At 63.0% G+C, this 18,014-nt stretch carries 21 protein-coding genes; 11 read left to right on the forward strand and 10 right to left on the reverse strand.

Annotated features, from left to right (window positions below; all coding sequences use genetic code 11):
* Window positions 1–183 precede the first annotated feature (183 nt).
* Window positions 184–1,452, reverse strand: a complete 1,269-nt coding sequence (dcm, locus tag AB0M14_RS10750; protein ID WP_364992084.1) for a DNA (cytosine-5-)-methyltransferase — start codon at window positions 1,450–1,452, stop codon at window positions 184–186.
* A 95-nt stretch (window positions 1,453–1,547) separates the two neighbouring features.
* Between dcm and AB0M14_RS10755 the strand changes: the two genes are divergently transcribed.
* Complete coding sequence (locus AB0M14_RS10755; protein WP_364992086.1) at window positions 1,548–2,039, forward strand: very short patch repair endonuclease; 492 nt, start codon at window positions 1,548–1,550, stop codon at window positions 2,037–2,039.
* A 102-nt stretch (window positions 2,040–2,141) separates the two neighbouring features.
* Here AB0M14_RS10755 and AB0M14_RS10760 read toward each other — a convergent pair whose 3' ends face one another.
* From AB0M14_RS10760 to AB0M14_RS10770, 3 genes are all read right to left on the reverse strand, one after another.
* Window positions 2,142–3,059 (reverse strand): NaeI family type II restriction endonuclease, encoded by a 918-nt coding sequence (locus AB0M14_RS10760; protein ID WP_364992089.1) that lies wholly within the window; start codon window positions 3,057–3,059, stop codon window positions 2,142–2,144.
* Window positions 3,060–3,194: 135 nt separating this feature from the next.
* On the reverse strand, window positions 3,195–3,443 hold the full coding sequence (locus AB0M14_RS10765; protein ID WP_364992091.1) for a hypothetical protein: 249 nt from the start codon (window positions 3,441–3,443) through the stop codon (window positions 3,195–3,197).
* Between the two features lie 292 nt (window positions 3,444–3,735).
* Entirely contained in the window at window positions 3,736–4,548 is an 813-nt protein-coding gene (locus tag AB0M14_RS10770; RefSeq protein WP_364992094.1) for a helix-turn-helix transcriptional regulator, read from the reverse strand.
* 329 nt (window positions 4,549–4,877) lie between these two features.
* On the opposite strand from AB0M14_RS10770, the gene AB0M14_RS10775 reads away from it, so the two are divergent.
* The 3 genes from AB0M14_RS10775 to AB0M14_RS10785 all read left to right on the forward strand — a co-directional run bounded on the left by AB0M14_RS10775 (window position 4,878) and on the right by AB0M14_RS10785 (window position 8,902).
* Window positions 4,878–5,555 carry a hypothetical protein gene (locus AB0M14_RS10775; protein WP_364995636.1) on the forward strand — a complete coding sequence of 226 codons (678 nt, stop codon included), beginning with the start codon at window positions 4,878–4,880 and terminating at the stop codon, window positions 5,553–5,555.
* Between the two features lie 84 nt (window positions 5,556–5,639).
* Entirely contained in the window at window positions 5,640–7,070 is a 1,431-nt protein-coding gene (locus AB0M14_RS10780) for a transcriptional regulator (protein WP_364992096.1), read from the forward strand.
* Window positions 7,067–8,902 (forward strand): DEAD/DEAH box helicase, encoded by a 1,836-nt coding sequence (locus AB0M14_RS10785; protein WP_364992098.1) that lies wholly within the window; start codon window positions 7,067–7,069, stop codon window positions 8,900–8,902. The genes AB0M14_RS10780 and AB0M14_RS10785 overlap by 4 nt, the downstream gene beginning before the upstream one ends.
* A gap of 198 nt (window positions 8,903–9,100) precedes the next feature.
* Here the strand turns inward: AB0M14_RS10785 and AB0M14_RS10790 are convergent, their stop codons facing one another.
* Entirely contained in the window at window positions 9,101–9,550 is a 450-nt protein-coding gene (locus AB0M14_RS10790) for a hypothetical protein (protein WP_364992100.1), read from the reverse strand.
* A gap of 71 nt (window positions 9,551–9,621) precedes the next feature.
* Window positions 9,622–9,936: a hypothetical protein gene (locus AB0M14_RS10795; protein ID WP_364992102.1), complete on the reverse strand. Its 315-nt coding sequence runs from the start codon at window positions 9,934–9,936 to the stop codon at window positions 9,622–9,624.
* Window positions 9,937–10,263: 327 nt separating this feature from the next.
* Between AB0M14_RS10795 and AB0M14_RS10800 the strand changes: the two genes are divergently transcribed.
* From AB0M14_RS10800 to AB0M14_RS10815, 4 genes are read left to right on the forward strand one after another with little or no spacing between them, the layout of a single operon-like run.
* On the forward strand, window positions 10,264–10,596 hold the full coding sequence (locus AB0M14_RS10800; RefSeq protein WP_364992105.1) for a type VII secretion target: 333 nt from the start codon (window positions 10,264–10,266) through the stop codon (window positions 10,594–10,596).
* Complete coding sequence (locus AB0M14_RS10805) at window positions 10,593–11,312, forward strand: WXG100 family type VII secretion target (RefSeq protein ID WP_364992109.1); 720 nt, start codon at window positions 10,593–10,595, stop codon at window positions 11,310–11,312. The genes AB0M14_RS10800 and AB0M14_RS10805 overlap by 4 nt, the downstream gene beginning before the upstream one ends.
* Complete coding sequence (locus tag AB0M14_RS10810) at window positions 11,313–11,852, forward strand: hypothetical protein (RefSeq protein WP_364992112.1); 540 nt, start codon at window positions 11,313–11,315, stop codon at window positions 11,850–11,852.
* A gap of 2 nt (window positions 11,853–11,854) precedes the next feature.
* Complete coding sequence (locus AB0M14_RS10815) at window positions 11,855–12,424, forward strand: hypothetical protein (protein ID WP_364992115.1); 570 nt, start codon at window positions 11,855–11,857, stop codon at window positions 12,422–12,424.
* Between the two features lie 42 nt (window positions 12,425–12,466).
* Here AB0M14_RS10815 and AB0M14_RS10820 read toward each other — a convergent pair whose 3' ends face one another.
* Entirely contained in the window at window positions 12,467–12,772 is a 306-nt protein-coding gene (locus tag AB0M14_RS10820; protein ID WP_364992117.1) for a hypothetical protein, read from the reverse strand.
* A gap of 316 nt (window positions 12,773–13,088) precedes the next feature.
* Between AB0M14_RS10820 and AB0M14_RS10825 the strand changes: the two genes are divergently transcribed.
* The 3 genes from AB0M14_RS10825 to AB0M14_RS10835 are packed head-to-tail and all read left to right on the forward strand — an operon-like array spanning window position 13,089 to window position 16,745.
* Window positions 13,089–14,453 carry a DUF2252 domain-containing protein gene (locus AB0M14_RS10825; protein WP_364992119.1) on the forward strand — a complete coding sequence of 455 codons (1,365 nt, stop codon included), beginning with the start codon at window positions 13,089–13,091 and terminating at the stop codon, window positions 14,451–14,453.
* Window positions 14,454–14,475: 22 nt separating this feature from the next.
* A complete protein-coding gene (locus tag AB0M14_RS10830) occupies window positions 14,476–15,363 on the forward strand; it encodes a MoxR family ATPase (RefSeq protein ID WP_364992122.1) in 888 nt (295 codons plus the stop codon).
* A complete protein-coding gene (locus AB0M14_RS10835; protein ID WP_364992124.1) occupies window positions 15,360–16,745 on the forward strand; it encodes a VWA domain-containing protein in 1,386 nt (461 codons plus the stop codon). The genes AB0M14_RS10830 and AB0M14_RS10835 overlap by 4 nt, the downstream gene beginning before the upstream one ends.
* 11 nt (window positions 16,746–16,756) lie before the next feature.
* Here the strand turns inward: AB0M14_RS10835 and AB0M14_RS10840 are convergent, their stop codons facing one another.
* The 3 genes from AB0M14_RS10840 to AB0M14_RS10850 are packed head-to-tail and all read right to left on the reverse strand — an operon-like array spanning window position 16,757 to window position 17,975.
* Window positions 16,757–17,197 (reverse strand): GNAT family N-acetyltransferase, encoded by a 441-nt coding sequence (locus tag AB0M14_RS10840; protein WP_364992126.1) that lies wholly within the window; start codon window positions 17,195–17,197, stop codon window positions 16,757–16,759.
* Window positions 17,197–17,637, reverse strand: a complete 441-nt coding sequence (locus AB0M14_RS10845; RefSeq protein ID WP_364992129.1) for a hypothetical protein — start codon at window positions 17,635–17,637, stop codon at window positions 17,197–17,199. The genes AB0M14_RS10840 and AB0M14_RS10845 overlap by 1 nt, the downstream gene beginning before the upstream one ends.
* 47 nt (window positions 17,638–17,684) lie before the next feature.
* Window positions 17,685–17,975 carry a hypothetical protein gene (locus tag AB0M14_RS10850; RefSeq protein WP_364992131.1) on the reverse strand — a complete coding sequence of 97 codons (291 nt, stop codon included), beginning with the start codon at window positions 17,973–17,975 and terminating at the stop codon, window positions 17,685–17,687.
* Between the last annotated feature and the right edge of the window lie 39 nt (window positions 17,976–18,014).

Below are 18,014 nucleotides of genomic sequence, written 5' to 3' on the forward strand. Positions count from 1 at the left end.
AGTTGGGAAGGATCTTCGGATGATGCGGGGAACCTTACTCGCACAGCGACCAGAACGGGGCCGGATCCCATAAACTCTGCCGCATTGCTGTGGACCTAATCGTCAGCGAGATCCGGTCAAGCTTGTCCTAATCCCGGGAGAACGCCTTTCCTATTTCAGATCGATTGATCGTGATGGGGAAAGTCAATTGGACTTATTATTGCGCTCTCGTGCAGCTTTCAGAACATCGATTATAGACTTTCCGACGGCCTGTGCAACTGGTGGAGGAAAAGCGTTCCCGACCTGTCGGTACTGCGCAGTCTTTCCTCCAGAAAATTCCCATTCAGTTGGAAACCCCTGGATTATAGCTGCCTGCCGAACGGTGAGCATGGGGCCATTCTCGCCGAAAAGTTCACGGTTCTCGACCCTTGTCCGCTTCTCCTGGTCGAACATTTTCAGCTCCTCAGGGTCGGTAGCCACTCCCATGCCAGATATGCCCAGGTTGTCCCAGGCTGCTTTTGCCCGGCTTGGTCCAAGATCTGCGCCGCCATGTTTTTTGGATCCACCGACTAGTGTTGGCGCAATACCGCCACCCTTTCCCGCTGTTGCGACTTCTCGCTGAGAAGCCTGATCATGCCACTTCTTGTACTTCTTGCGTGCTTCTTTTGAGCGCGGTCCATTGTAGTATTTCTTGTATCGCTGTTCCATTGATGGTTGAAGGCTCCGCGCAACACTAACTGGAGTTTCGTGGGTCGGCGAAGGCCATTCGTACTTGATATCTTGGAGGATGTCATCCCGAATTGCTACCAGAATTGCCCGAGGTCGAAGCTGTGGTACACCGAAATCGCTGGCCTCCAGGACATCCCATTTGCAAACCGTGTATCCGAGGCCTTCTTCAACGGCGAACTGCCCGTCGTCGCCAAAGTAGGTTCCGCCTTCCAGTTTCGCCTGGATCCAATCGCGGTAGGTCGAGAACTTCGGATCCATGATGCCGCGTACATTCTCGATCATCACGGCTCGCGGCCTGAGGATCTGGACGAGTTCGAGCATTCGTGGGAAGAGATCGCGCTCGTCGTTCTTACCCAACTGCTTACCTGCATGTGAGAACGGGGGGCACGGCACCCCACCAGCCAGTAGATCCAGGCCATGCTTTTTGAATATTTCAGCACCCTTGACCAAATCTTCGGAAGGCTCGAACTTCTTGACATCCTTTGGAAGAATGTCGCAGTGTTGGCGCTCCCAAGACCATACCTCGTGGTCCTCGATATTCAGCTCCAGCGTTTTGACAGCGTTTAGATCGATCTCCACGAGAGCTAAGTGCCTGAAGCCCGCCTGATGCAGGCCGACAGCTTGTCCGCCAGCGCCGGCGCAAATCTCAATCGACGTGAACTCCGCCGAGGTTGTCGAAGTAGTCTCGGGGTGTTCCTCGGCATCAGCGGTGGCAAGAGTCTCATCGACACGAAGCTCGGTCACGCTGGTGCCTTTCGTTGTAGGGGCTGGCGTCGTACGGTCGTTGGTGCGGGAGTATCTTTCCGCACGGTATTCGCTGGCATCGGACTGGGACAGATATGACGGAGAGTAGATCTGACGAGGCGCGCAGAAAAGCCCACCTGTCGGGCGCCTACCCGGCTCCGCTGAACGAGGGCCGCTCCCGGAACATGCGAGCGAACCGCCGCTCTGACACCAAGCCCGAGATCCTGCTGCGACGGGCACTGCATCGGCTGGGCTACCGGTATCGCAAGGATCTCCGACTCGACCTGGGTTCGGCGAAAGTTCGCCCTGACATAGTGTTTACGGCGAGGAAGGTTGCAGTCTTCGTGGATGGCTGCTTCTGGCACGTTTGTCCACAGCACGGTCGCCAGCCAACAATGAACGAATGGTATTGGACGCCAAAGCTTCGCCGGAACATCGAGCGCGATCGCGCCGCTGACGTCGCTCTGGCAGAAGCGGGTTGGCGAGTTGTCCGCCTGTGGGAGCACGAGCCCGTTGAGGATGCTGTGACCGCCGTAATCGAGGTGCTTCGTCGCGGATCCGAACATGCGAGCGATCATATTGGATAGACCCGCTGTTGATTGCGCGACGTGCTCGATTCGACGCGCAGCCCTGCATAGCTCACCCGGGTATGCCACTGAGCTGCCCCGGTCCTGGAAGGACGAGGACGACTAGGCTTCGCGGGTTCCACGTGCTGGAAGTGTCGGCGCTACGCAGGCTGGATCACTGGCCCGTGCCCTTCGCCACCGTTGACCGTCGATCATCACCCCCGAGGCTGCTGCCGGCGTAACTCGCACGGAGATGTAGTGCATGTCGTCCGGTGCCGGAACCCCCAGTTCCTCGGCAAGATGTGCGTAGTAGCTGCTGAGGATGATGTACCCCTCGGGTTTCAGTGCGGATCGAGCACCGCCGTTTGTTCGGACGCGCTTCTGGTCGTCGAGTTGCTTAGCGACAGTTCGGACAGTGTTGCGGTGTACTAGTTTTCCCTCAGTGGCTCGGAAGAGTCTGTTGACGCGTTGCGTACCGAACTTGCTGTCGAAGATATCTGCAACCGTCTCGTCGGGAAGCTGCAGCAGGATGCTCGCCGGCATAGGGTGTTCTTTCCACAACCACCGAATCGCGAAGTTGCCTAGCCGGTTCAGGGAGCTCTTCTTGTCACGGTTAAGGCCCTCGCGTCGATACTTGGCTTTCACACGCACCAGTCCCAGTGAGAACTGCGCGTCGGGGTCGCTCGCTGTCGCGACGAGCGCAAGTTCATCGAAGACCTCGGGTGGAAGCATCCATCCGCCCTCGATCTGACTCCACTTTGCGTCGACCTGGTGGCCGGTGATCCGAAAGTCGGTGGAATCTCCTCCCTCGAAGCCGAACTCGCGCTGAGCATTGATTTCGAAGACGGTCCCGAAGTGGGTTTTCTCTGTTTTCATTAGCTCCGACCAACGAAACCGCCCAGTCTCTGGCCCGTTGTAGATCATGTCGTAGGTGTGTCGTATGACCGCACCCCACCGTCTGCCACCGGGGTCTAGGCGGAGCAGTTCAGCGGCCACCTCGGCGAGCGCGGGATCCGGCACATCATCGAAGAGTCGAGGCATCGAAAAAATATACCCGCCTTGCTCTCCGTATGCCGGCTGGGAGCCGACGGCTGGAGCGTCCAGCCTCGAGCATTGGCGGCTGCTCGTAGGCTCAGAGCGTTGAAATCGATTCCACGTCGGGTTCACCGAAGGCTGCTATGGCACTGGGTTCCGACCCGCAGGTGACTGCTCTGGCCCGGCCGGATCGGGCTCCGGGGTGTCGACGTACTTGAACACCATAACCATGAAACTGGTGGCACCGGCGAACGCCGCACCGCCGGCGAGTACCGCGGAGGCGGGTACCTTCCCGCAGGCGATGGTCAGCCAGCCGGCAATGATGCCGGCGATGATGCCGATCAGGATTGCGATAATGGCCAGAAAGATCCTGATGGTTTTCTTGGACACGGTGTTCCTTTCGGGGACGCGTTTGATCGGAACCGGAACTTCGGATTCCGGCTCAGTTCTGAAAGCTCGCCTGAGAGGTAGGCTGCACCGCCGACGTGGTGTCTACCTAGGGCGAGATTCGGGTTATTCGGTTATGTGTGCGTGCGCACACAGGCGGGTGCACTTGACGCCCTCATGGGCCGGTGGTTCTGAAAGCGCTTGCGCCCCAACGTATGTGGAGACTGTTCGGAAGCGGCGATATAGGTCGGGCCAGTTGCAGTCCTCTCGTGCTGATCGGTCGTATGCGGCCGGGCTAGGTGATGTTCTCCGTTGCGAGCGGGCGTGAATTGACGACCGCGTGCTCCAGTAAGGCGTCGGCGTCATCTGCTTGGCCTTGCCGTTTCAGCGAGTGAAGGATGCGGAGCACATCACCCTCGGATCGGCTGCCCGCGTAGCTGATGATTGTCTCGGCGGCGTCATGGAGCGCTAGCTGGCGAGCCGAAGCGATTGCGGTAGCTGTCTCGCTGGGCGGTGTGTCGAGGCCCGCGTGGCGCACGAGGCCGTTGACTCGCTCCCAGTCGCCTGAATCGATGTAACGGGCGAGGTCGTGAACAGCCGGCCATGCAGGGCTCGATGCTTTGCGATTGTGCCGGTCCCCCCGTCTCGGGGGGACCGGCACAACATTTTCGGACATAACCCCGGCCGGCTTGCCTGGATCGTGCGTGCTGCTAGAGGTGCCAGCCTTGTTGGGGCTGTGGGCAGGTGGGACGGTGCCACATGAGGAGCAGGGCGCAGCGTGCTGACGGGATGTGGGCAGGAGGGCGCGCCAGAGCTCGACAAGGTCGGCCCAGGGGATGATCTCGTTGAGCTCTGCTTTCGAGCATGCGAGATCATGGAGCCGCTTGAGGGTATCCAGCGACGGAGCGCGCTTGCGCTTGCCGTTGGCCAGGTCCCATAAGGTCGACTTGCTCAGATAGGCCTGCTTCGCGACCTCCCGGAGTGGCAAGCCGGTGCTTCGGATCAGATCGCGCGCGGCTGTTCCAAGTGCCTCCCACTCCGGGGACGTGCCGGATTCGGTGGCCTCGGGCGCGCGTGCTTGTAGCTGGTTCTCTGCTCTGTGTGGCAAATGGGTTCTCCGCCATAGTGATCGGATAGTTCTCGATCGAGATTCTGCCTCCTGGGCGGCGTTTGCGCTAGATCATTAGAGAAATCTCCAATTTTTCGTTATCGCTATAAAAGGGCAATTTTGTGTCTGCCGTCACTAATTCTCCTGTCGGCTATGAAATAAACCGCTGTCCGGAGTTCTGCGCAAACTCCGGACGGTCAAACTCTTTACAATCCTCGGGGTGATGCGGTTCAGTTGCGGGACAGCTGTCTGCGCTCACCGGTACTGCAGACGGCTCATCCTGAAATTGGCTTCTCTGTCTTACTGAAAAGGATGGAACTTCCTTGACCATGCCTTCCTGGAGAGACTCGAATCTCGGCACCATGAAGCGTGCGGCACTGTGGCTGGTGCAAGAGGTCGGCGTCGGAGAGTTGTTCACGAAAAGTCAGCTCCGCGAGGCGTTCCCCGAGGTTGCGCAGATTGATCGAAGGATGCGTGACCTGCGTGATTTCGACTGGCGTATTGACACGAGTCGTGAAGATCCCGAGCTTGGGAGCCACGAGCAACGATTCGTCAAACAGGGTGAGCCGGTCTGGGAGCCGGGCAAGGCGAAGCGTAAGGCCGGCGTCACGATCACCGCGGCCGAGCGACAAGGGGCGATGATGCGAGACGGTCACAAGTGTCGCTCGTGCGGCATCGGCCCCGGCGAACAGTATGCCGGCACGTACATTACGTCGCAGCTTGACGTTGCCCGCCGGGTGGTTCGGTTGGCCGATGGCAGGGAAAGCCTGCAACTGGTGATCGAATGCACCCGCTGCCGCATCGGAGGCCGCGACCTGATTGCCGACCTGGGCGAGGTTCTCACTCGCATCGCTCGCCTCCCGGTCTACGAACGGAAGATGCTTGCCGCCTGGGTCGAGCAAGACGCCCGAAAGTTCAGTGAGACAGAAGATCTGTGGGCTGCGTATCGGACATTGCCGGCGGACTCCCGGGACCAGATCCGCAACATTCTGCGCAGCGACACATGATGTGGCTACGCAGCGCATCGACCGAAACCTTATCGCCCATAACGAATCTCGAGCTGTTCAAACTGCTGACAGGAGCTTTCCGCAATGTTCAAGGACTATGGCCTTCCTCCGACTGCCGCGGCTACCCAATCAAAAGTGGAGCAGCGGTTGAAAGAGCTGAGGGAAGGCGCAGGTGTCGCGGAGACTCTGACCGTCGAGTGGCGCGGCGCACCCTTGCATGTCGAGGTGATCGACATGCCTCTCGCGGATCTCTACTACAATCCCAGCACACACAGGATCCGAGCTCAGCGTGACCTCGAACCGAGCCGAGATGCAGCTCTTGCGAAGGATCCATGGAGCACGGAAAGCCAAGCCTATCTGGGGCACTTGCTTAAGGTTAGGCCTTCGGAGCCAGGACATCGGGACCCTGCGTTCGAAGACCTGAAGGCACATCTCAACGAACATAAGCAGATCGAGCCCGGCCTAATCACACGCGATGGGATTCTGGTCAACGGCAACACGCGTTGCGCAGCGCTGCGCGAGCTCAACACCATCACCAGCATTCGTGTCGGCATCCTGCCGGAGTCCTGCACCTGGGACGACATCAACGACGTGGAATTGTCGCTACAGCTGCGCTTCGACAAACGTCGCGATTACTCGTACATCAATCGATTGCTAGCGATCGAGGAGCAGCGGGTCGTTCTCCATCGGGACTTGTCGGTGATCGCCAAGGCTTTCCACACGGACGTCAGGTCGTGCGAGCGTGACCTGTGGATTCTTGCTCAGCTCAAGGATTTGATCGCGCGTAGCGCGACCGATGGGGGCCCGTCGTTGCGTCTGATGGACCTCGAGGGTGCGCAGGAGCGGCTCTACGAGCTCTACCGTGTCTATCGCGACGAGCACGCAAAGAACAAGGAGCGTGCCGACATTCTGAAGGAAAGTAGGCTGGCCGCAATTGTTCTCAACTTCTCGAAGACCGATGTGCGCTATATAGACCCGGACTTCCAGAAGAAGTATCTGGACAAGACGCTTCCGGATGAGCTGAAGCCGGCAAAGACGACAGCGTCAGCCAAGGCGATTCCAGGTTTGGGCAGGAGTGTGCAGGCAGAGGGCGCCGAGGTTGCGGCGGCACGTGCGCTGTCCGATAAACTTCTGCGGGCAAAGGCCGTTGAGGTCGCTGGGGAGGCCGCGACGCCTCAGGAACATGCTGCCGCAGCTGCCGTCATCGCCTCGTACAAAGGGGCCTTCAACGATGCAATCGAACGCGCTGGTAGGGACTTTCGCTTGCGGAAAAAGCGCCTGGCGGCCCCAGATCGGATCAACGACGCATGCAAAGATCTTGAGTTGTCTATCACCGACCTCGTCATGTCTCGCGGTAGTTCGAGTTTGGATGAAGATGCCTTCGATGACGCCCTTCAGCAGCTCCGCACCGTACTTGGATCACTGGCATTCGAAGCGAAGCGAACCGTCGAGCTTCCTGGGAAGGGTCTTGATTGGCTGATCACCGCGGTGGACGCGAAGGGATCGCAGCCATGAGTAGCGCCGAACCCTCACTCTCATTGGGTTTCGATGTAACTCGGACCAAGGTCGAGCTGCGCACAGTTCCGGCCTACCAGCGGGACTTCGGGCAGCTGACGGCGCGCATCTCCGCTGGTGGCCAGCGTGGCCCGCTCTCTGCGGAGATCGACCTTGACGACTTGCTGGTCAACCTTACTGAGCTGGCTACTTGGCCCAACGATGATGTCGAGTGGGCGCCCGACCTCGCGGCGCTCGTCAATGGTGTCCTTGACGACGCAGAAGTAGTTCAGAACCGCCTCAGTGACGGCGCGCCTGAAGATGTTAGCGACGGGATCCATCCCGATGAGGTTGTGGGCCTTCTCGGGAACGACTGGATCGCCGACCTCACATCTTTTCAGCGACGTGACATCGCACACCTGCTTTCACTGCGTCATGGTGCCAACTTCAGCGTCCCTGGAGCAGGCAAAACGCGTGTAGCGCTGGCGATCTACGCCGCGATGCGCGAGCGTGGGGACGCACAGCGACTGCTGGTGGTCGGTCCAAAATCGGCCTATGAGTCGTGGGAATTCGAGAACGCCGTCTGTTTCAAGGAACCCTTGCTTGCCACTGTGGCCGGACGAGCCGAGGACCCACTTGCGGAGTTGCGAATCGTCAATTACGAGCGGCTCCATCGCTCGATGGGCAGTCTTGCCGTCTGGCTGCGAACAGGACCAGCGATGGTCGTGTTGGACGAGGCTCATCGAATGAAACTGGGGGCTAGCGGTACATACGGTGCTGCCTGCCTCGCGCTCGGCCCCCTTGCCGACAGGAGGCTGATCCTCACCGGTACACCAGCTCCGAACGGCGCGAAGGATCTGGAGAACCTCCTGTCCTTTGTATGGCCAGGTCGCGGAAAGAGAGTCGTGACGGAGGCGGTCGGTGGTGGCGACCTGGCTTACGCCAGCTCCGTTCTTCGGCCCCTCTTCACCCGCACCACGAAACACGAACTTGGACTGCCACCGTTTGAGCCAAAGATCCGGTACCTGGACATGCCCCCCGTACACGCGGAGATCTACGACGCACTGAAGGGAAACTTCTCGGCTCGTGCCGAGGGCTCTCGGAAGAGCATCGAGTCGTTGGGCCGGGCTATGCTGCGGCTCCTGATGGCAGCGACATGCCCGGCTCTTCTCTTGGAGGGCGCGAGCCGCTACGAACCCCTGGAGTATCAGCTACCACCGTTGGAACCTGACCCCAGCGATTCGTTATATGAGCTCTTGCAGAACCTCCCGAGTATCGAGTTGTCGCCCAAATACCAAGAGGCGCTGGCGATCGTCGCCGATAACGCCGAGAACGGCCGGAAGACATTGGTCTGGACTACATTTGTCCGAAGCCTTACGACTTTGGAGAAGCTGCTAGAGGGCTATTCGCCGGCGGTTGTCCACGGCGGCACTCCCGACCGTGACGAGCAGTTGCGACGCTTCCGGCAGGATCCGGGCTGTCACGTCTTGATCTCCAACCCGGCTACCTTGGGCGAAGGCATCAGCCTTCATCAGGTCTGTCACGATGCTGTCTACGTAGATCGCGACTTCATGGCAGGGCGATTTCTGCAGAGTCTGGATCGTATCCACCGCCTTGGTTTGGCTCCCGATACTGAGACCAGGGTGACAATCCTGGTTGCTCGTAACACGGTCGATGAGGTAGTCCGTCTGCGCCTGGAGGAGAAGCTCGAGTTCATGGGCCGTATCTTGGACGACCCAGGTGTCCAACAGCTTGCTGATTTGCAAGAGGAACCGGCAGTTGGCGCCGGGATGGACGCGGCCGATGTCCGGGCACTCCTGCGGCACCTCGAAATTGGAGATCCGGTGACTTAATCACCATCAGGGCGGGTCGGCAACCGCTGGCGATAGTCGGCCGTGACGAACATCGTGTTCTGCTCCACACTCAGGCTCGCACCTACTTGCGCAGTCGCGCCATCGCGATTTGGGTTGTGTCCTGGGATTTCGGTGCGCCATATGGGCGCATGCCAGCACGGTCCGTGCGTCCCTCCCATTGCGGTGGTTGGGAGCGGTTCAGCTTCCGCTGCTGCTTTCGTTGCTCGACTTGCCGAACCCGCCGCGGAGGATTTTTCCTCCGCTGGCCGGTACTCCGCTGTCCCGTAGTCGGCCGGTTGTCGGCCGGATGAAGGTGCCGGCGCTGAGGAGGATGGCGGCGCCGATGGCAGGGTAGAGGAGGTCGGGGGTGTGGGGGTACCAGAAGTGGCGGTAGGGGGAGGTGGTGGATTTGCATTGGTCATCGGGGACTCGGACTGAGGTTTTGGGGTCGACGCAGACCGCTACGTTGGTGGGGTCTTCGGAGGCGGCGGTGCTGGTTGTTGGTGTTGTGGGGGTGACGCTGCGGTCTGGGGTGCCGCAGGCGGCGGCGAGTAAGGAGACCGCGACGGCCGCTGGGAGGGTGTAGGACACGCGGCGGGATTTGAGTTCGGTGCGGTTCGGTCGCTTTTCAGTGGATGCGCTTGGCATCTCCACCCCCTGAATTGGAAACGTCTAGCGACCCGAGGCTAGCAAAGGGATCTGTTCGGCGACAAAGGAGTTCAGCTTGTCGGCTGCAACTGGTAGGGGTGCATGGGGTTGGCCGGGTTCACGGGGCTGAGGGGGCTCAGTGCGCTCGACGGGTTGGCTGGGTTGTTCAAGTTCAGCGGGCTGGCGGGGTTGGCGGGGTTGTTCATGCTGGTGTCCCAGCACGGGTCGGTGGGTTCGCAGTCGTCGAAGGCGCCGATGGCGGTGGCCTGTGGGGTGGCGGGGGCGGCGACGGCGGGGATGGCTACGGCGGTGAGGGCGGCGGCTGCGAAGGCACTGGCGATGGCGACGCGGGCGTAGAGGCGGCGGGAGGCGGAGAGCGAGGACATCGTGGGGCCTTTCGGTCGAACCGGTGTGCGTCGGTGTCGGTCGCACAGTTCAACTTTGGCGTATGAAAGCGTGAAAATCGCTGTTACCAGCAACTTCCCAGGGAATGTTCATCCTCGAGAATGATCAGACAGGCCCGGGGTACTAGGGGTTGTCCCCTAAAGCAGAACCGTGGTGGCACTCGCGGTGAGGTCGGAGCCAAGTCTGTTGCTATGTGGTTACCGGACTGCGAGTCGTCGAGCGCCTCCGGTTGCGCTGAACAGGCAATTTATGTGAAGGTGCTGGATGTAAATGCGGTTGCTGGAGGGCCGCCACGACGGGGAGGTCCGATGTCGGAGACTTTCAAGGTTGATCCGGGAGCGGTGGACAAGTTCGCCGCGGACTTGCGGGCGCTGGCCGAGGCGAACGCGAATGTCGCGACCTATCTCGAGAGCTGGCTGGTGCTGGACAACACCGTGTGGGGTGACGGCGGGCTGATCCGGACGGGGCTCAGCGCCGTCAGCGAGGCCTACGAGAAGTTGAAGCCGAACTACGAGACCTTGGGCACCCTGACCGACGCGGCGGCGACGGAGTTGACCAAGGTGGCGCAGGTGTACCGGACCACCGACAAGGCGCGGGCCGATGAGCTGGACCGCACCTATCCCACAGGCAGTGGCCGATGACTCCGTCCGAGCGGCTGACCGAACCCGCGCTCGAGGACCCGCTCAACGACAGTTTCGAGTTCCTCATCACCTCCAATGTGATCTCGCCGAGCTACTGGGCGTGCAAGTGGAGCGAGAACGTCATCGGGATGGATCCACTGAAGTGGTTCTCGAGCAAGATCGCCGGTGACTGGGAGGCCTTGCAGAAGGCGGGCAAGGCGGTGGAGAACCTCGCGGCCTACAGTTCGAGCTTCGCCGAATCGGTGCAGTCCGCCGCGTCGACCGTCGACGCGACCTGGGACGGGAACGCGGCGACCAGCGCCCAGGCCTATTTCGCGAAACTCGCGGCGGGTATCGATGCCCAGGTCGAGCCGTTGAAAGAGATGGCTTCCGAGATCGGTCGCTTCGCTTCGACCGCCTACCACCTCTCGACGGCCGCCAGCAATACCGTGCAGGCCCTGCTGGACTGGGCCGCCATCGCGATCATCGAATGGGCCGCGGCGCAGGCGTCCGCGCTGACCGGTGTCGGCCTCGTCGCCACGGCGGCCCTGGTCGCCGCCGCCACCGCGACCACGATGCTGGTGATCAAGGAGTGGGGGCTGTTGGTCAACACCCTCAACAAGGCCTATGTCGCGCTCGAAGCGATCGCCGGCGCCGGTTTCGGCGTGGCCGCCGTCATCGAGTCCGCGGAGCTGCCCGCGCTGCCCACCGCCACCTACGACCATCCTGGAGCCTGAATGGACGCGCCTGAGCCGATGCATGATCTGGCCCGTGGCGATGTGGGGGTTTCGCGGCAGCTGTCCCGCGCGCTGCGCGTGCTGCTGGACACCGCGACCGATCCGCAGTTGAAGGACCAGTTGCGCGGCATCCTCGAGGGGAAGGGCAGCGCCCGTGACCTCCTGCACAACGAGGCGTTCAATCAGGTGCTGGATCAGACACTGCCCGCCGCCATGCAGCAGTTCGCCGAGATGCCGGAAGAGGAGCGGCAGCGGCTGGCCGAACAGGGTGAGGCCGAGTTGGAGCGACTTCGGTCGGACGTGCCCACGGAACCACCTGCGGAGCAGCAGCCTGCGGAACCACCTGCGGAGCCCCGGCTCACGGCACCTCCCGCTGAATCCCGGCCCACGGAACCCGCACCCACGGCAGAGGCCCGGCCGACCTCGCCCGTGGTCCCCGGCACCCGCAAGCCCAACCGCGAGGTCATCGTCACCCCGGACGATGACGACGAAGACGACGAGTACTTCCGCGACCGCCGCCAGCACGGCTGGCTGGAGTAACCGTGCCCCAGATCGGATTCGACACCGAGATCAACCCGGCCTGGCCGCCTGCCCCGGACCCGGCCGAGCTGATCCTCGCCGAGCCGATGCCGGACCTGTGCAGTGAACACGGCTTACCCGCCGCCGAAAATCGTTCCTGCACAGTCAATTCCAGCGGCCCGCTCTCGGTGCGGCCGACAGTCTGGGCCATGCTGCGCACCATCAAGCCCCCAGGTGCACACCGCGACCCGGTCCTGGCGCGCGTCCGATTCGACTGCCCGGCTTGCGAATTCTGCCTGCGCACCGCGCGCCGGTACCGCCGGATCGCGCTGCTCGCCCTGCTCGCGATTCCGCTGATCATCGCGGCGGTCTACGCGGCACGGGCTTTCGAGCTCGAATCGCTCTACTTACCTTTGGCTTTCGCGATCGTCCCGGGCTGCATGCCGCTCGCGCCGATGGTGGCGATGCTGGCCTGGAGCCGATCGGGTTATTTCGCGGACGTCTGGCTGAACGAATCGGCGGACCAGCTGATCGTCTCGGCGCATCCCGACTTCGTGGCCGCGGTCGAGGAGCGCCGGGCCGATAAACACTGAACACCCCACCGAAAGTTCCCGGCGGGGTGTGTGTGACCAGTGCTACCAGCTGCTGCCCGAGGAGAAGGGCGGACGGTGGTAACCGGGGTGGTGCGGCTTGCGGGGGCGATCGCACTTGTCCCAGAAGTTGTCCCAGGGATCGTTCCTGCGGTTGTCCCAGAAATCTTCCCACGGCTGCTTCTTGCGGCAGTCGTCGCGGCGGTGCGCTTCGGTGACGCCGGGGAGGTCGGCGGCCGGGGTGGCCGAAGCGGGAACGGCCAAGGCGGACAAGGGGATCGCGGCGAGGACGCCGGCGACGGCGACGCGGGCCAGGGTGCGGCGGGCGGTGGACTTTCTCGTCGTGTGCAACGTAAATCCTTTCGGCTCTTCGGCGAACATGCGCGTTCGCGGCGTTCGCACACCTGACACTGTGCCGCACTCGGGCTGAAAGGTCACTGGTGGAAAGGTATTCCAGTGCAGATCTCACTCTCGGGTATGAGACCTCGTCGGGGTGCACCCTGAGGTTCAGGTGGGGCTAACCCGACTTTCGGGGGTCCGCGCGAGCTGCGGTAGATCTTGCGAGCCGAGAGCGTCAGGCAATTGAATAGCAACCATTGTGCGGCGGAGCCGTAACGCAACGGTTCAATGCCTTGCCGCTCCGGAATATCGGCGGAAGACTGGGCCGATGACGAGCGCGGCGACCACTCGAACCGATCTTTCCGCCGCTGTGGAAGGCCGGGCGGCCCGCAAGGTGGTGCCGCGTTCCGCGCACGCGGAATGGCGGCCGCCGAAGCAGCGCGCCAACCCGGTGACGATCCTGGAAAAGCAGGCGAAAACTCGGGTCCCGGATCTCGTGCCCATTCGGTATGCGCGCATGTCGACCGGCCCGTTCCCCTTCTATCGCGGCGCTCCCGCGATCATGGCCGCCGACCTCGCCGTCGGCCCGCGCACCGACCTGATCGTGCAACTCTGCGGTGACGCGCACCTGTCCAATTTCGGCCTGTTCGCCTCCCCGGAACGCGAACTGGTCTTCGACCTCAACGACTTCGACGAAACCCTCCCCGGCCCGTTCGAATGGGACGTCAAACGCCTCGCGGCCAGTATCGCGGTGGCCACTCGCGCCAACGGCGGCAGCGACGCCGAAGCGAATACAGCGGTCCTGGCCGGAGTTCGTGGCTACCGCGAGGCAATGCATCGCTTGGCCGGTCTGGACTCGATCACCGTCTGGTATGAGCGCACCAACGCCCAGGCGGTCGAGGACCTGATGAGCACCGTCCGCTTCCGCAAAGGCGCGGCGAAGATCATCCAGGACGCCCGCGCCCGCACCAGCGCTCAGGCCCTGCACAAGCTCACCGAACCCGGCGCCGACGGCGGCCGGCGCATCCGGGAGAAAGTCCCGTTCGTCACCGAGACCACCGAAGCCGAGAAGGGTGCGATCGACGTCGCCTACGGCGACTACCGCCGCACCATCGCCGAGGAACGCCGCCCTTTGCTGGATCGGTACCGGCTGGTCGACACCGCCCGCAAGGTGGTCGGCGTCGGCAGCGTCGGCACCCGCTGCTACATCCTGCTGCTGGCGGACCTGCACACCGGTGACCCGCTGTTCCTGCAAGCCAAACAGGCGGAGGCGTCGATTCTCGCCCCCTATCTGAAGCCGAGCAGGTTCCGACACCAGGGCCACCGGGTCGTGGCGGGCCAGCGCCTCATGCAGGCCACCAGCGACATCCTGCTGGGCTGGGCCACCGGCCTGGAAAACCGCAACTATTACGTGCGCCAGCTGCGCGATATGAAGGGTTCGGTGGTCCTGGAGGAAATGCCCGCCCCGGTGCTCGCGGCCTACGCCGAGCTGTGCGGCGCCACCCTGGCCCGCGCGCACGCCCGCTCCGGCGACCGGGTCGCGATCGCCGCCTACCTGGGCAACGGTGACGTGTTCGACAAGGCGATGGCGGAGTTCGCCCACGCCTACGCCGACCAGACCATCGCCGATCGCCTGATCATGCTCGAGGCGATCGACTCCGGCCGCATCGAGGCCGCTCCCGAGGCGTACTGAGCCTTCCCTACACTGGTTACCGATGAGTAAGTTCTTTGCGTCGGTGGATGAGGTGACCGCGCGGTTGTCCGCGGCGGGATACCTGCCGTCCACCGATATCGCCACCGCCGTGTTCCTCGCCGGGCACCTGGGCAAGCCGCTGCTGATCGAGGGACCGGCCGGCGTCGGCAAGACCGAACTCGCCAAGGCGGTGGCGGAGGCGACCAGCTCGGAGCTGGTGCGCTTGCAGTGCTATGAGGGCATCGACGAGGCCCGTGCGCTCTACGAGTGGAACCACGCCAAGCAGCTGCTGCGGATCACCGCGGAGCGCGAGAACTGGGACAGCACCCGCGATCACGTCTTCACCGACGAATTCCTGCTCGAACGGCCGCTGCTCGCCGCGATCCGCAACCCGCACTCGACGGTCCTGCTCATCGACGAACTCGACAAGGCCGACGTCGAACTCGAGGGTCTGCTGCTGGAGGTGCTGGGCGATTTCCAGGTCAGCATCCCCGAACTCGGCACCATCACCGCCGTGCGTAAACCGTTCGTCGTCCTCACCTCGAACGCCAACCGCGACCTCTCCGAGGCGTTGAAGCGCCGCTGCCTCTACCTCCATATCGACTATCCAACAGCAGAATTGGAACGCGCGATCGTCCGATTGAAGGTGCCGGAACTGGACGAGGTCGTCGCGGCCTCGGCGGTCGAGATGGTCGGCGCGCTGCGCCAGCTGTCGCTGCGCAAGTCGCCGTCCATCGCCGAAACTGTCGACTGGGCACGAACATTGGTGACTCTCGGCGCGCGCAACCTGACCAGCGGCGTGGTGCGCTCCACGCTCGGGGTGCTGCTGAAGTACCAGTCCGACCATCGGGTGGCGATCGAGCGGCTCGCGCTGCTCGATCCGGATGCCGGCGACAAGGACGCACGGTGACCCGACTCGGCAGCCGGACGATGACCGATCGGCTCGTCGACTTCGTCGGGATCCTGCGCGAGCACGGCATCAACGCGGGACCGAGCGAAACCGTCGACGCCGCCGAGGCGATCATCGCGCTGGGGTTGTCGGACCCGAATCGGCTCAGATCCGGACTCGCCGCAACCCTGCTGCGCCGCAACGGGCAGCGGTCCGTCTTCGACCAGCTCTTCGACCTGTACTTCCTGGGTTCGGAACTGCCGCAGCAGGTTCCAGACATTCCGCTGGACCAGCTCCGTGACCGTTTGGTGGACGCCCTCGCGCAGGACGACCCCGCCGCCGTCACCGAACTCGCCCGCCAGGCGCTCACCATGCTCGGCGGCTACGGCGGTGTCGGCACCGGGCAGTCCGATCAGCCCGTCACGACCGCTTCCGGCGCGGGCTGGTCGTCCTACCTGACCATGAAGAACCTGCGCCCGGAAGATCTTCAGGACCGCGTCATCGAAGCCATGGGCGGCTCCGGCCAACTCGACACCGCCGTCCACACCATCGAAGCCCAGCGCCGCCTCACCGACTTCCGCACCCAGGTGCAGACCGAGGCTCGCCTGCGCTCCGCCGAACTCCGCGGCACCGACTACATCGCCCGCCGCGGCATCGAATCCGCGGCCGACCAGATCGATTTCCTGGGCGCCCGGGAACAGGACCTCGCCGAAATGCGCCGCCTGGTCAGCCCTTTGGCGCGCAAGCTCGCCACCCGCCTGGCCGCCCGCCGCAAGAAGGCCGTCCGCGGCCAGATCGACATGCGCCGCACGTTGCGCCGCTCCATGGCCACCGGCGGCGTCCCCGTCGACCCGGTGCTGCGGGCCCGCAAGCACGGCCGCCCCGACCTAGTCGTCTTCGCCGACCTTTCCGGCTCGGTCACCGGCTTCGCCGAATTCACCCTGCAACTCGTGCAGGCCCTGCAAGACCAGTTCAGCCGCGTCCGCAGCTTCGGCTTCGTCGACACCTGTGACGAGATCACCGGCTTCTTCACTCCCGGCGAACCGCCCGAGCCCGGATTGTCGGCGCGCATCCTCCGAGAGTCCCGAGTCGCCCGTTTCGGCAGCAGCAACTACGGCGAAGCCTTGCAGGGCTTTGCCGACCACTACCTCGACGCACTCGGACCCCGCACCTCACTGCTCATCCTCGGCGACGCCCGCACCAACCGCACCGACCCGAACATCACTGCCCTGCAACAGATGTGTGATCGCGCCAAGCATGTGTACTGGCTGAATCCGGAACCGTCGCGCTCCTGGTCGACGGGTGATTCCGCGGCCCACCACTACGCCGAGCAGGTGACCATGCACGAATGCCGCAACGTCAAGCAACTGGCCGAAGTAGTCGCCCGCCTACTCCCTGCCTGAGAGCCCCCGCATCAAGAGCTGCGCAGCGCCATCCAGTCGCCGGGTTTCTCCAAAGGCTGGAATCCGACCTTCGCGTAGACCCCGTGCGCGTCTCCGGTGGCGAGCAAGATCCGCCCCAGCCCGAAAGGCTCGAGGTGGTCGCGGACGGCGATCGCGAGGGTTGTGCCGAATCCTTTCCCGCGAACAGACCGATCGATGTAGACATCGCACAGCCACGCGAAGGTGGCGAGGTCGGTCACGACCCGCGCGTATCCCACCTGCACACCGGAAACAGACTCGTACACCCCGAAATTCAGCGATCCAGCGATGGCCGCATCATGCTTCGCCCGAGTCCGGCCCATAGCCCAGTACGAATCGGTGGACAGCCACTGATGGACCAGGCCCGCATCGAGACGGGCAGCGTCGGTGGATATCTCGTATCCGTCGGGTAGTGCGGAAAGTTGATCGGTCATTACCAAACCTCCTGTGCCGCGCCGCGCGGATCATGCCGCCTGACTATCTGCTTACCATGCGCGACCGACATGCCGGACATATCGGGAGCTCCCGCGGCTTCGGAGCGACTTGGTGAATCAGCGGCGTGCCGAGGCGGTTTGGGCACGTTACGCCGCCCCAATTTCCACACAACGTGCTCGCCGAGCGGGATATCGCGCCGTTTGCGGAACACCTTGCGCCGATGCGCGCGTACTTCCTGCTCGGCATGGTCGGCCCACGCCACATCCACGGGACCTGCCGCCCGCGCCAGGGACTGCGCGTCGAAGTGCCGATTGGCCCGATGCGCCCGGGCCCGGGCGCGCGGGATGTTCTTACGCGACGCCTTGTCGTTCTCGCCGTACTCGTTGCGGCAGTCTTTCGCGTAACTGAGCCGTTTCTTCTCCTGTGGTGTCTTCCGCACCCGGCCACGGTATGTCCGCTGGGGCCCCAAAGCACCCGAATTTCGGGTCAGTGCGCGCTGTGCACGTATTGCCAAGTGGCCCAGCCGGATATCGCGATCCCCACCAGCATCAGCACCACACCACAAGCGATGAGCCGCAGCGTGAGCCGCTGGTACAGGCTGAACCGCGACTGGTTGGTGAAGTACGCGTCGGTCGGCAGATCCCCGTTGATGAAACAGGATTCGGCAGCCCGAGCAGCACGATCGGCGCGCAGATCGGTGACGGCGGAGGCGAGTAGAGCGGCGACAGCGGTGGCGACACACACGATCGACACAGCGGTAGGCAAGACGTGCGACATGGGAACCCCCCCAAGGAAATCCAAACCGGATCAGCGCGG

Origin of the sequence: Nocardia sp. NPDC051832 (assembly GCF_040681285.1) — a bacterium.
In the GTDB taxonomy this organism is placed as follows: domain Bacteria; phylum Actinomycetota; class Actinomycetes; order Mycobacteriales; family Mycobacteriaceae; genus Nocardia.

Excerpts from the sequence above, each read along its gene's own strand:
- AB0M14_RS10755 (WP_364992086.1), top strand. The coding sequence starts at position 1,548 with ATGACGGAGAGTAGATCTGACGAGGCGCGCAGAAAAGCCCACCTGTCG.
- AB0M14_RS10760 (WP_364992089.1), bottom strand. The coding sequence starts at position 3,059 with ATGCCTCGACTCTTCGATGATGTGCCGGATCCCGCGCTCGCCGAGGTG.
- AB0M14_RS10775 (WP_364995636.1), top strand. The coding sequence starts at position 4,878 with ATGCCTTCCTGGAGAGACTCGAATCTCGGCACCATGAAGCGTGCGGCA.
- AB0M14_RS10780 (WP_364992096.1), top strand. The coding sequence starts at position 5,640 with ATGTTCAAGGACTATGGCCTTCCTCCGACTGCCGCGGCTACCCAATCA.
- AB0M14_RS10785 (WP_364992098.1), top strand. The coding sequence starts at position 7,067 with ATGAGTAGCGCCGAACCCTCACTCTCATTGGGTTTCGATGTAACTCGG.
- AB0M14_RS10790 (WP_364992100.1), bottom strand. The coding sequence starts at position 9,550 with ATGCCAAGCGCATCCACTGAAAAGCGACCGAACCGCACCGAACTCAAA.
- AB0M14_RS10795 (WP_364992102.1), bottom strand. The coding sequence starts at position 9,936 with ATGTCCTCGCTCTCCGCCTCCCGCCGCCTCTACGCCCGCGTCGCCATC.
- AB0M14_RS10800 (WP_364992105.1), top strand. The coding sequence starts at position 10,264 with ATGTCGGAGACTTTCAAGGTTGATCCGGGAGCGGTGGACAAGTTCGCC.
- AB0M14_RS10805 (WP_364992109.1), top strand. The coding sequence starts at position 10,593 with ATGACTCCGTCCGAGCGGCTGACCGAACCCGCGCTCGAGGACCCGCTC.
- AB0M14_RS10810 (WP_364992112.1), top strand. The coding sequence starts at position 11,313 with ATGGACGCGCCTGAGCCGATGCATGATCTGGCCCGTGGCGATGTGGGG.
- AB0M14_RS10825 (WP_364992119.1), top strand. The coding sequence starts at position 13,089 with ATGACGAGCGCGGCGACCACTCGAACCGATCTTTCCGCCGCTGTGGAA.
- AB0M14_RS10830 (WP_364992122.1), top strand. The coding sequence starts at position 14,476 with ATGAGTAAGTTCTTTGCGTCGGTGGATGAGGTGACCGCGCGGTTGTCC.
- AB0M14_RS10840 (WP_364992126.1), bottom strand. The coding sequence starts at position 17,197 with ATGACCGATCAACTTTCCGCACTACCCGACGGATACGAGATATCCACC.
- AB0M14_RS10850 (WP_364992131.1), bottom strand. The coding sequence starts at position 17,975 with ATGTCGCACGTCTTGCCTACCGCTGTGTCGATCGTGTGTGTCGCCACC.